The sequence below is a fragment of the Bacillus shivajii genome, assembly GCF_020519665.1.
GTDB classification, from domain to species: Bacteria; Bacillota; Bacilli; order Bacillales; family Salisediminibacteriaceae; genus Bacillus_CA; species Bacillus_CA shivajii.
On record NZ_CP084703.1, the window covers coordinates 574,807 to 587,880 of the forward strand.

Sequence of the window (13,074 nt, forward strand, 5' to 3'; positions counted from 1 at the left end):
CATTATTTCTGTAAGGCTAGTAGACTCGAACGGTTCACCGGGCTATTACAATCGAGTCAGGAGCCATATCAATTGTTCCTTAAGCTGAATTCTTGATAATATTGAATAAAATAACTGGACTAACAATAAAAGACCTTTAAAAATAGATTTATCAGAATAAGTGTTAACCAGATATTTCTATAGCTGTTGTTGTTGTCATGTTTCTTTTAGGGTTAGCTTAATGATTCTTAAGGTCATAACCTTAACACGATTGTGTCGACTTATCATACAAACACAAAGCTAATCAACTTTTTATAAAGTTAATGATGTGATAGATTATAACTTTTTTTAAAAATAGGAGGAATTTTAATGAGTAAAAAAATCGGATTTGTAGGACTAGGAGCGATGGGCTTTCCAATGGCAGTTAATTTAAAGAAAGCCGGTTTTGAAGTGATAGGCTATGACGCTTTCAAAGGGGTATATGAAAAGGCAAACGGTGCTGGAATAATAATGGCAGATACTTTAAAAGAGGTAGCAGAACAAGCTGACGAAGCGATCATTTCAATGGTTCGTGACTATGAACAAAATGTTGACATCATTTTTGGAGAAGATGGTCTATTATCTGCCCAGCCAAAAGATAAAACAATTATTGTCATGAGTACTCTCGACCCTGATACAATGAATAAATTAGGTAAGAAAGTCGATGAAGAAAGTGAATTAAAAATAATTTCTGCTTCGGTAAGTGGTGGGGTTTCAGGTGCTCAAGCTGGTACATTATCAATTATGACATCAGGTTCTGAGGCAATCGTGGATCATTTCAAGGGATACTTTGATGCGATAGGGTCCCATACGTTCTACTACGGTAATAAACCAGGTAACAGCGAGGCGGCAAAATTAATTAACAATATGATTCTGGGTATTAACATAAATGCAGTAGCTGAAGGACTTAAATTAGCGAAGAAATATGACTTGCCTGAGGAAGAGATATTAAACTTACTTCAAGAAAGTACAGGTGATAGTTGGGTAGTTCGAAATTGGAACGATATTTCTGACTGGACTGCAGATACCTCATTAGGCGTTCTAATGACAGACTTAAAAGCATCTTACAACGAAGGACTTAAACACAATGTCACATTACCATTCAATGCCTTATCAGCTACACAGTTATTTGATTCTATGGGAAAAGAAAAACCAAAAGCCTAATAATTGTTTAAAGTAATCAATTGTTGTACAACGCGTGCGCTAGGGGAAGAACAAATTTATAATTACCTCGAACTTTTGAACTTTTTTGTGTCCTTTTAAAGCGTTGATAACAGCTTCATCTACAACAATTTCAATTAACCGAAAAGTGCAAAAAAGGGGACCGCACCTGCGGCCCCTCAAAAAAACTATTAATCTTCTTCTGTCGCTTCTTCAATTGAAATGCGACCTTCACCGTCTTCGTAGTCAACTGCTCCTTCTTCTTCCATTAAGCGATCCATATATTGGAACATCGCGTTTGTGATATAGCCGGCAGCCTCCTGAATGACAGTGGCTTCAGAGAAGTCATAGCCACTTCCTCCTTCTGCCATAAAGTCATTCGTAATCAGCGTGTAAGTCTTGCTGTCGTCGATTAGCTCGCCATCGACATAAAGATCAGCGTCCACATACGCGCCGTCTTCATCCGTGTAAATCGTGTAATTTAATCCGGATGCCTGCAGATCTATGCTGTCGCTTCTGGAGAAAGAATACTCAATAACATCTCTTAAATCTTCTCCGGTGATCTCCATCTCAGTAAGTTCGTTACCGAATGGTTCCACTGTGTAAATATCGGAAGCAGTAATTACACCCTCCTCGATATTTGCGCGGATACCACCATTATTCGTAATGGCCATATCAGCATCACTTACAGCATCTCTCATCGCATCTGTGATGAAGTTGCCTAAGGACGTATCTCTCTCATAACGCGCTTCACGGCTTAAGCCGGTATTCGTATATCCCACGACTTTTCCGAGAAGCTCTTCGGCCTCTTCGTTATAAGCATCAACCATTGCCTGAACGTCTTCATTGACTTCAGTCAACTCATCAACATCCTGCAAGTAGTAATCATTAAATGTGACCTCAGTCCCGTCAAATTCAAGGTTGAAATGACCGACGTACTTGGAATCACTTCCTGCTTGTACAATAGGCGTACCGTTTACAATTTCCTCTTCATATAAGCGGCTGTGCGAATGTCCGCCGATAATTACATCAAAGAAATCAATGTTTTCAGCTAGGTTACGATCAGCGCCTAACCCAATATGTGTCAATGCGATAAGGATATCTGTTTCATCTTGTAAGTACGCATATTCCTCTGCTGTCTCTACATAATCATGGAACTCAAGTCCAACAATGCCAGACGGGCTAGTGGCTGGTGGTGCTTGTGTTAGAGCAAATACTCCGACGTCCACACCGTCAATCTCGTAAATTTTATACGGCTCCGGCTGTTGGATTGGAATTTCAGGATCAACAACCTCCGTATTCGCGCTTAACCAGTTAAACTCCGCCTGCTCTTCTCTTTCGGCAAATGCTTCCTGGCCATAATCAAATTCATGGTTTCCGATCGCCATGGCGTCCAGTCCCATTTCGTTTAATAATGCGACAATCGGCTCGCCATCTTGTAGGTCAACGACTGCATTTCCGCTAAAAATATCGCCGCCGTCTAGGAAAAGGTGATTGTCTACTTCAGCCGCCTGATCATTAATAAAAGCAGACATTAGACCAAAGTTATCGATCTTTGAATGAATATCATTTGTATGGAAAATGTCCAATGAAAGAGTTCTTTCTAAATCCTCTTCGGAATGATCAAATTCTACTTCGAAACCATTTACCGTCAGAACACCTTCCAAACCATCAAGTTCTTCGTGCTCCACTGTTACAATCGACCGATCCTCGGAAGAAACCTCGTAATCCATCAACTCGGCTTCAAAAGTCTCGTCATCTGCCTGAACCTCAACATCAACCATTCTGTTAATGTCCAAGCCTGCAGGATATGTTTTGTCAAAATCAATGACAAAGCTGGTCGCATCAACGACGGTAACTTCCTCTATATTGCGCTTCGGTCCGTGAGGCGTACCTTCACTGTTGCCTCGTTCCTCATTGACTGCATTTCCATTACCATTGCCGTTACTCTGGGCTATAGGGGCTGTGGCAAATGCACCCATGGCAAGGACCCCAGCTAAGGCTACGGCCGATATTTTCTTGTACATGTTCGAGTGATTCTTCATAATACGTTTTCCTCCCTCAATTAATAAGTAGTGGATAACCTATGACTCTATCACAATTAAATATTTTCTAGAAAAACGTCCAACCTTAAAATTTTTATTGAATAACTGAGATTCACCTCCTGCTTTCTTTCTAACTCAAGTCTAGCAATCCGAAATTATATATAAAATGGAGTTCACGTGAAATAGTTCTAAAGATTTTTTGCGCGATAATTTCGTCAAATAATTGAAATGATTTAGGAATAAAAAGCTAGTACATTTGTATAAAAATGGCAACTTTAATTGGCTTTATGGAAAAATATGACGAAGATCCTATATGAAGAAATCGATAGATGTTAAGAATAATAAGAAATATTAATAGGAGTTTAAATTGAGGTGCCCGAACCTTGTACAGAGTTCAGGAAATCAATCGATGTCGTTAAAAGATGGGAGAACGAGAATCTCTATTGGATGGTGAGTGTCTAGTCTTAAGAAGCTTTCAATTAAGAGGGAGGTGAGGGGGTAATCATATTTATATTGGGAGGTATACGACTGAGAATTCAGAAGATCTTGTCGTATTCATTATTAGAATGAGAATTAACAAACCACTCGTATTTCATAAGTGATTGCCAGCAATTATCACGATTTAGTAAAACTAGAGTGAAAGATTTTATAATGGTTTGAGTAGCCTTATGGATATTCAAGAACAGCTCAATTGGACAGTGGCGCCACTCCCCCATTGCATTGAAAGCTTTACCGTGCTGAGGGAATGACACCATCATTGTTTATCTCTAACCATTTTACTAAGCTGTCTAATTGAGTTTTTGCATCGTGGTAGCCAAGTTCGTATAATTGTAACAGTCGTTTCTGACTTCGTTCAAAACTACTTACTGGTAGATCGATACTTGGTTGAATCAAAAATACATGTTCTTTTTCCTGCTCTGATTCAATAAAGGATAATGTATCGTTATATATGTCCAGTCGGTTTTCAAATGACTCTGCCACAACCGGGTATTTTTTATATAACCGTTTTAAAAGAGAAGAAATGTTACTTTTATTTAATCGCTGGTTCGTTGCTTTTGTCATAATGACAATATTTTTCTGATTGCCATCTTCCTTTGCCTTTCTAATCGGAATCGGGTCGACTAAACCGCCATCAAGAAGCACTCTCCCATTATATTCTACAGGACGTGCAATAAAGGGAAGGGAGCTAGAAGCCCTTATGATTTTCAAAATATCAGTACTGTGTTCATCTTTATTATAATAAATCGCTTCACCGGTATGACAATCCATCGTCCCGATTAAAAATCTTTCTTCCGTTTTTCTCAACCTCTCAAAATCAAATGGAACAATATGTTTTGGGACTTCATCAAATAAAAAGTCCATGCCAAATATCTCTCTTTTAAAAAGAAGGTTGCGCCAGGATAAATACCTGGGATCATTAACGAGCTCAACATTTACTTTCTTATTACGCCCCTTTTGTCTTGATAAATAAGACGCGCCCATACAAGCCCCTGCCGACACACCAATTACATAGTTGAAAAATATATTCTTTTCAAGGAAGTACTCTAGAACTCCAGCAGTATAAAGTCCTTTCATCCCTCCACCTTCTAAAACAAGTCCGCAATTTTCCATATGTCCAAACCCTTCTCTTAAAATGCTTTTATAATGATATATTAACATAACCTTAAACCTTGTTTTTTGTTTTAATCGTTTATCAAAAAATATCATATGTAGTGTTCTTTTTTATCGATCTAATACTTGAATCAATTTCATAACTCAAATTATGATGCCAAATTCCGAATGATGAGCGTGAACTTCACTTCAGACGGACGCTTTCCCGAGGGCTTGTCTTCAGCTAACTTAGGCTCGACCGCTCTTCGCCTAAGTGGATCTTCAGACTGCTCTTATCCTCCGGGAGTCGCCGTCTTTTGTTACGTTCACTTATAAACAAAACTTGGCTTTTCGTTAAAGAGATTCTTCGTAAGCGAAGTGTGCTTACATAGAAGCTCTTATGCTTTAGTGCAAGTCTAAATGGCGAAATCCTTAGTTGCCGTTATACTATCGACCATAAATTATTAAATTCTGATAGTACAAATAAAACGTACATTTAATGAAGTATTTATAATATCATTCGTTTCACTGCGCAAAAAACGTAATTATGAAATTGATTTACTTAGCTAGAGTTAATTAGAATAAGTTAATTTTAGTTTGTGAATTTAATGGTAATAAATAAATTGTAGAAGCGAGGGTGAGCAACAAAAAGCCTCTACATACTTTTCGACTATTAGGTGTAATATGTATGGCTAGGAATATAGCAACATATGGCTAAATGTAAAATTTTTGTGGATACCTTTATTTAATTGATTAAATGTAGATTAGAAGGTATTCAGTTAAATGTTAGAATTATTAACTAAAGTATTGCTGCTGTGAGAGAAGTGAAGCGAATGTTCAAACATATTAACCAAAAGAAAGAACGTCTAGATGCTAATCGACCGTTACCTAAATATACAGTAAAAAGCTTACGTGAAAAGTTATTACTCGAATGGACATATCATACAAATGCAATTGAAGGAAACACGTTATCGATCAAGGAAACGAAGGTAGTTCTAGAAGGAATTATTGTTGGTGGCAAAACGCTACGTGAACATTTGGACGTTATTAATCATTGGGATGCGATTCACTTTGTAGAGGAGTTTGTACAAAAGGGTGAACCTTTGTCGGAGTGGCAAATTAAAAATCTGCATCGACTTGTATTAAAAGGAATTGATGATGAATATGCAGGTGTATATCGGGATCAGCAAGTATTTATCTCTGGTGAAAAACATATACCCCCAGCGCCTTTCCTCATAAAAGAAGAGATGGAGCAGTTGATGGTGTGGTATGAACAACCAGAAACGAAAAAAATGCATCCAGTTGCTCGTGGCGCTATGTTACATGCTATTTTTGTTGGAATTCACCCATTTATTGATGATAACGGCCGTACATCGCGTTTGTTATTAAATTTAGAACTCATGAAAGATGGTTTTCCACCGATTGTTATTAAAGTGGAAAATCGAATAGCTTATTATGAAGCATTAGATAAAGCACATACACAAAAGGAATATGATGACTTTATTAAGTTAGTCGCTAACGAAGTAGAAGATTCATTAAACTTATATTTAAGTACAATAAATAACAACGCTTAGAAAATTATAAAGTAAGATTGTCAGCTTTAAATAAACAGTCATACCTCATTTTATCTTCTATGCTAACATTTTGCTGACATATATAAAGGAGCTTATCATAAGTTGACGAAACTTGTGGAAAGCTTCTTTTTTCATTTTTTTTTGTCACAAGTACACAGTTTAATTTGGGCATATGAATGGCCGAACGATCCAAGGTCTGATCATGTGTGACACCTACTGTTGAAAAAAATTTAACTAGCTAGTTTCTATTTCCTCCTGAATTTTTAATTATCCCTCGAATAATAACGAACGAATAAGTAATGAATGACGCCTATTGACATACCATGTGGGGTATAATATAATCTGTATATACCTAGAAGGGTATATAAAAATAAATGGAGGGATAATGATGAAAGAGGCCTTACATGAAAGACAAGTAAAACAAAAATCAATTCAAGATACACCACATAATTACGGGAGCGTTGTTCCCAAACTATTTGCTATTTTTACGGCTGTTGCGGTTATCGGTTGGGCTGTGAGTATTTTCTTAACTGGTGTTCATTTTTGGGTACTCCCTTTACCAGCAGGCTTTGAAGTAACAGGAACACCTTGGGCAGTGATGACTAGTGAATGGGCGTATGTGTTAGGTATTCCATTGGCTTTATTAGGAGCCTTCTATTATCTCACGGTACTATTGTTCGCAGGTTTGTGGTATCACACGCGTCATCCTTTAGTGCTTAAAATTCTAACGCCGATTTCAGCAACTGGTGTGATCGCTTCATCTTTCTTTGTTTATCTGCAATTATTTGTTATTGAGGCGATTTGTCCTTTTTGTATGGTGTCAGCTGTAGCTTCAACAATTCTTTTTGTCCTTGAGTTAGTGATGTTGCGTATGAGTAAGTTGCCACCACTTCGTCAACTTCTAGCTAATGTTAATGTTGTAATGGACAGAAGAGGTCTAAGATGGATGGCCCTGATGCTTATCGTGTCAGTACTTCCAGTGCTTAGTTTTTGGTTTGCAACGATTATCCCCGCACCTGGTGGATAAAAGCTGATTCTTTTCCTAGAGATAATAATGTTTGATAAAAAAAGAAACATCTTGCTGACATATATAGGAGGCTTTTTATAAGTTAACCAAACTTATGGGAAGCTTCTTTTTTTACGTTGAAACACGCACATAAGGGCCTGCATTTTTGAAATGGATTCAACTATGCCAAAAAAAAGTGGTTGTTATTTGACGAGAATGACTTTATACTATGTCGTAGATGATATTGAGAATCAATATCAATTGAAAAAGGTAATGGAGGAATTGTCATGATAACGATGATTAAATCATTCAAGAAACATAACTTATTATTACTTGTAATGGTCGTCACACTATTATTCGCAGTTACTGCTTGCGGAGATGGTGATGTAGAAGAGGAAAGTGATGCAGGAGTAAATGGTGAGCAATCCGAGCAACAAGATGATGTAACTGAAGAAGATACAGCTGAAGATGAAGCTGGTGCAAGAGTGATTGAGCATGCAATGGGCACGACAACAATTGAAGGCACACCTACAAGGATTGTAACGCTATATCAAGGTGCGACGGACGTAGCTGTAGCATTTGATGTAAAGCCAGTTGGTGTGGTGGAATCTTGGGTAGAACAACCTATTTATGAATATTTAAGAGACGATTTAGAAGGTGTTGAAATCATTGGGAATGAGACACAACCGAATCTAGAGGAGATCGCTGCACTTAATCCTGATTTAATTATTGCTTCTCAATTAAGACATGAAGAGATTTATGAGCATCTTTCTGAGATTGCACCAACTGTGGCACATGAGGATGTATCATATTTTAAAGAGACAGTGGAGCTTATGGGGAAAGCTATGAACCGTGAAGAAGATGCTGAAACAATTCTTGCTGACTGGGAAGAAAGAGTAGCAGATTTCCAAACAAAAGTAGAAGCTGAATTAGGCGATGAATGGCCACTTAATGTTGCAATTCTAAACTTTAGAGCTGATCATGCACGTATTTACTTTACAGGCTTTGCAGGTGGAATTCTCAAAGAACTTGGTTTTGAACGTCCAGAAAACCAGCAAAGTGACGAGTGGGGTGTGATGCTTTCTGATAAGGAAAGTATTCCTGAAATGAATGCTGATATTTTCTACATTTTTAATGAAGAAGGTGAAGCTGTTCAAAACACGTTCGAAGAATGGACTAGTCACCCCCTTTGGAATAATTTAGATGCTGTACAAAACGATCAAGTACACATGGTTGATGAAGTTACTTGGAACATGGCAGGTGGAATCATCGCAGCTAACAATATGCTAGATGACATTTATGAAAGATTTGATTTAGAACAGTAATATATTAAAAGCAAGGGCAGGGGGAGTTTTCCTTCTACCCTTGTTTTGTTCCAACAATATTTTATATCATTTTGTTAAGTTTAAAAGAACAAATGACTATTGTTTCGTAGAGAAAAAAGCAATAGAAAGAGGAATAAAATGAAGTCGTTAATTGCAAATCTGCCAAAACCAGTTATTTTATTGATCTTTATAGGGTTATTTTTCATATCAATTTTTCTCAGTATTGTCCTTGGAAAAACACAAATTCCCTTTTCGATGGTGATGGAAGCATTTTTTCATTATGATGAATCGGTCACAGAACATGTAATTATTATGACCTCAAGGGTTTCAAGGACTGTTATTGCGATTGTCATAGGAGCGAGTCTTGCGATCTCTGGTGCGCTAATGCAGGCACTTACAAGAAACCCTCTAGCAGCCCCGGATATTTTTGGGATTAATGCAGGGGCATTATTTTTTATCGTCTTTTCCGTAAGTTTTCTTTCTGTCACCTCCCTTGTCCATTATATGTGGATTGGTTTTTTGGGAGCGGGAATAGCTGCGGCACTTGTCTATTTTTTAGGTTCAATTGGAGGAGATGGCCTTTCACCAATTCGAATTGTATTAGCTGGAGCGGCGATTACTGCGTTGTTTGTTTCGTTCACCCAAGGTATTTTAGTTCTCAGTGAACAAAATTTACAAAGTGTATTGTTCTGGATTGCAGGCTCTGTTGCCGGAAGGTCGATTGACATGCTCCTTCCCATCCTTCCATTCATGTTTGTAGCAGGAATCATAGCTATGATGCTAGGGAAAGCCACGAATATTATGATGTCTGGTGAAGATGTTGCCAAGAGTCTCGGGCAGCGTACGATCGTAACGAAACTAGTCATCGGTATCGTCGTTGTCTTTTTAGCAGGTGGTTCCGTTGCAATTGGTGGTGCTATAGGGTTTATTGGGTTAATCGTTCCACATATCGTTAGAGGGATTATTGGAGTAGATTACCGATGGGTGATTCCTTTTTCAGCCCTCATTGGAGCAACGGTTCTCTTGTTAGCTGATGTTGCTGCAAGAATAGTCATTATGCCACAAGAAATGCCAATCGGCGTTATGACAGCCCTATTGGGAACACCATTCTTCATTTACATCGCTAGAAAGGGGGTCACTAAGCAGTGAGTAAATTTGTTATTCGAAATAAGTCAGGATCGATCTCCTTTCAAGTGGATAAAAAATCTTTTTATACACTGCTATATTTGTTTTTGACTTTAATCTTTCTGTTTATCATATCCTTATCTATGGGAAGTTCATGGATTTCTCCGATTCAAGTAGTGCAACAGTTGGTTGGAATGACTGACGAACATGGTTTTGTCATTAATACGCTTCGACTGCCGAGAGCACTCTTAGCATTTTTAGTTGGGGCAGCCTTAGGTGTATCAGGTCTCATATTACAAGGTATTGTCCGAAACCCATTAGCATCCCCTGATATTATTGGAATTACTGGTGGGGCATCTGTTGGTGCCATCCTTTTTATTGTCACATTTGCTGGGCAAGTTAGTATGTCGTGGCTCCCTTTAGCTGCAATTACTGGAGCGGCTGTTGTTTCCATTTTTATTTACCTATTGTCATGGAAGAATGGAGTAACGCCGATTCGCCTCATTTTAATCGGAATTGGTATTGCTGCTGGAATGAGTGCATTAACAACGATGATGATTGTATCAAGTGATATTGCTACAGCTGGAAGGGCGTATATTTGGCTTACTGGAAGTATATATGGAGCCAGTTGGGGAGATGTTTATGGACTTCTTCCTTGGGTAGTGATTCTTCTCCCAATTACACTCGTTCTTGCGAGAATCGTCAATGCGAAAGAACTTGGTGATGATGTAGCCCATGGACTTGGAGTAAGAGTGCAATATTATCGGTTTCTACTCCTATTTATTAGTGTAGCTCTAGCAGGGTCCTCAGTAGCCTTTGCTGGTGGGATTGGTTTTGTTGGCTTAATTGCTCCGCATATTGCCAGGAAGTTGATCGGAATGTCCTTTGCTGCGCTAGTTCCAGCCGCAGCGTTGATTGGTGGCCTGATTGTGACGATTGCTGACCTCGTTGCCAGAACTGCCTTTTTGCCGTTAGATATTCCTGCCGGTGTGTTTACTGCGGGTATTGGTGCCCCTTTCTTTATCTACTTATTGTTTAAAACAAAAATATGATGGGATGAAAATAACGAGGGATTAACATGAAAAATAGAAAAAACGAGCCATTGAAACAGGAAGAATTAGATTTTTTACAACAATACCTTCGCGTAACAACAATGCCATCAGAAGACAGACGTTATTCGTTGCCAGCCCTTGATCTGTTAGATTTAAGGAAACTGGAGCGGTATTTGGATGAATTAACCTCGACACTACAATCGCCTTCGATTAAAGTAACAGCATCTCAGTTTTGCAAGAGGTATGCGTTTATGATGGTTGCTCCAAGTCTGTTTGTCATGACCAGATATGGAAAGGCATTGAATGTTAGGATTGATAACTGTAATCTGGAGTCCTGTTTTCAAGACGGTATCTGGATTCCAAAGCTTCGATTAAATGATTTTCACGTTTCTCCTATTGAGCAAGAGCAGATACAACGTGATCAAGTGATTCAAACGATTTTTTCAGAGAATATTTCGAAGGTTTGGGAGGCCTTGTCTACCGTTACTCGTGTACCTATGTCTGTGCTCTGGGAGAATACGGCAGTGTATGTATATTGGCTCTATGAGAGCTTTCTGAATAATGCTGTAAAGCTTTGTGGGGAGAAAGAGTGTCAGGTGGAAAATGACTTTGCCTATCTGCTAAATAAAGCACCGGCAGAATTGTTTGGGCAAGCGGATAATCCCCTTTATAAATATTATGGGCCCAAAACGGCAGGGGGTTCAACAGGGGAAAGTGTACGAATGAGAAAAACGTGTTGTTATTACTATCAAGTTTCTTCTCCAAAGACGTATTGCACAACTTGTCCTATTCTTTTAAAGAAAAAAGGGTAACATCAATCTTTTCTTACTTTTGTATTGAATGATCGTGAACTGTTCATATAATTGTCATAGCTATAAATGATAACCACTCTCAATTACATTGACAATGATTATCAATTAACTTACACTTAAATAGTGCGATAAGTAAATTTTTTTGTTGTGCATCGGTGATAATGACTACTCAATGAAGGAGTGAATGAGTATGTATGGACTTGAAGCGAACACCCTTACCCTTGGATACGGCGATTCTGTCATTATAGATAATTTAGATTTAAAGGTTCCAAAAGGGGAAATTACGATTTTTATCGGTGGGAACGGCTGTGGTAAATCGACATTATTGCGTTCATTAGCAAGATTACTCAAGCCGAAAAGCGGGTCTATACTCCTTGATGGGTCATTAGTACAAAAAATGGGTACTAGAGATGTGGCGAAGAAGCTTGCCATTCTTCCGCAAGGGCCTGAAGCACCAAAAGGTCTAACTGTACGCCAATTAGTAAATCAAGGGCGTTATCCTCATCAGAATTGGCTGAAGCAATGGTCTAAAGATGATGAAGAAAAGGTGAACCGGGCTTTAGATTCTACACAGATGACGGAATTGGCAGATAGGGAAGTGGATTCCTTGTCAGGAGGCCAAAGGCAGCGCGCTTGGATTGCGATGGTTCTTGCACAGGATACAGATACGATATTACTTGATGAGCCTACTACTTATTTGGATATGACTCATCAAATTGAGATACTTGACTTATTATTTGAATTAAATGAAAAAGAAAACCGCACGATTGTCATGGTGCTCCATGATCTAAACTTGGCATGTCGCTATGGACATAACATTGTGGCAGTGCAAGATAAGAAGATTTATGCGCAAGGAAAACCGGAAGACGTGATTACTTGTGAGCTTGTAAAAGATGTATTTAAGATGAACTGTCAAGTAACATTTGACCCAATATTTGGAACACCTTTATGTATTCCATTTGGAAAGGGACGTTGTATTCAAAAACACCTTGATGTTGCTGAGGCGTGATGGAAAAGTAAGGGGCAGTTTTTACATTTACAGAGATCGAAAACATAAGAAGAACAAATTCGGTACTCGGATGACTGCCAACCCTTTAAAACAATTTTAAAGAGGCTATCGTTCTTGAATATAAAAAAAGCTACTGACCTAACTTTAGGTCGGTAGCTTTTTTTTATAACAGTCATTCATTTTAAGAGGGAAGGTTCCATATTGTACCGACTGATACTGATACGAAATAGAACTAAAGAACAATTGTATAAAGGTTAGGCGTAAGATGCTCTTTTAGACAAAAAAATTCTAGGTCATGTTGTGATTAGGGTCACCAAGCTCGAAGAAAAGAAGTGATACACTTTATATATTGAGAAA

At 38.3% G+C, this 13,074-nt stretch carries 10 protein-coding genes; 8 read left to right on the plus strand and 2 right to left on the minus strand.

The window, feature by feature from the left end:
* The first annotated feature begins 348 nt into the window (after positions 1-348).
* Positions 349-1,182: an NAD(P)-dependent oxidoreductase gene (locus LGQ02_RS02865; RefSeq protein WP_226516734.1), complete on the plus strand. Its 834-nt coding sequence runs from the start codon at positions 349-351 to the stop codon at positions 1,180-1,182.
* A 188-nt stretch (positions 1,183-1,370) separates the two neighbouring features.
* Here LGQ02_RS02865 and LGQ02_RS02870 read toward each other — a convergent pair whose 3' ends face one another.
* Positions 1,371-2,978 (minus strand): bifunctional metallophosphatase/5'-nucleotidase, encoded by a 1,608-nt coding sequence (locus tag LGQ02_RS02870; protein ID WP_226516735.1) that lies wholly within the window; start codon positions 2,976-2,978, stop codon positions 1,371-1,373.
* A 975-nt stretch (positions 2,979-3,953) separates the two neighbouring features.
* Positions 3,954-4,835, minus strand: a complete 882-nt coding sequence (locus LGQ02_RS02875) for a patatin-like phospholipase family protein (RefSeq protein WP_226518196.1) — start codon at positions 4,833-4,835, stop codon at positions 3,954-3,956.
* A gap of 812 nt (positions 4,836-5,647) precedes the next feature.
* On the opposite strand from LGQ02_RS02875, the gene LGQ02_RS02880 reads away from it, so the two are divergent.
* From LGQ02_RS02880 to LGQ02_RS02910, 7 genes are all read left to right on the plus strand, one after another.
* Positions 5,648-6,388, plus strand: a complete 741-nt coding sequence (locus tag LGQ02_RS02880; protein WP_226516736.1) for a Fic family protein — start codon at positions 5,648-5,650, stop codon at positions 6,386-6,388.
* Positions 6,389-6,773: 385 nt separating this feature from the next.
* Entirely contained in the window at positions 6,774-7,415 is a 642-nt protein-coding gene (locus LGQ02_RS02885; protein WP_226516737.1) for a vitamin K epoxide reductase family protein, read from the plus strand.
* Between the two features lie 275 nt (positions 7,416-7,690).
* Positions 7,691-8,719: an ABC transporter substrate-binding protein gene (locus LGQ02_RS02890; protein WP_404802402.1), complete on the plus strand. Its 1,029-nt coding sequence runs from the start codon at positions 7,691-7,693 to the stop codon at positions 8,717-8,719.
* Between the two features lie 138 nt (positions 8,720-8,857).
* Positions 8,858-9,868: a FecCD family ABC transporter permease gene (locus LGQ02_RS02895; RefSeq protein WP_226516739.1), complete on the plus strand. Its 1,011-nt coding sequence runs from the start codon at positions 8,858-8,860 to the stop codon at positions 9,866-9,868.
* A complete protein-coding gene (locus LGQ02_RS02900) occupies positions 9,865-10,896 on the plus strand; it encodes a FecCD family ABC transporter permease (RefSeq protein ID WP_226516740.1) in 1,032 nt (343 codons plus the stop codon). The genes LGQ02_RS02895 and LGQ02_RS02900 overlap by 4 nt, the downstream gene beginning before the upstream one ends.
* A 26-nt stretch (positions 10,897-10,922) precedes the next feature.
* On the plus strand, positions 10,923-11,708 hold the full coding sequence (locus LGQ02_RS02905; RefSeq protein WP_226516741.1) for an IucA/IucC family C-terminal-domain containing protein: 786 nt from the start codon (positions 10,923-10,925) through the stop codon (positions 11,706-11,708).
* 190 nt (positions 11,709-11,898) lie between these two features.
* Complete coding sequence (locus tag LGQ02_RS02910; protein ID WP_226516742.1) at positions 11,899-12,717, plus strand: ABC transporter ATP-binding protein; 819 nt, start codon at positions 11,899-11,901, stop codon at positions 12,715-12,717.
* Positions 12,718-13,074 lie beyond the last annotated feature (357 nt).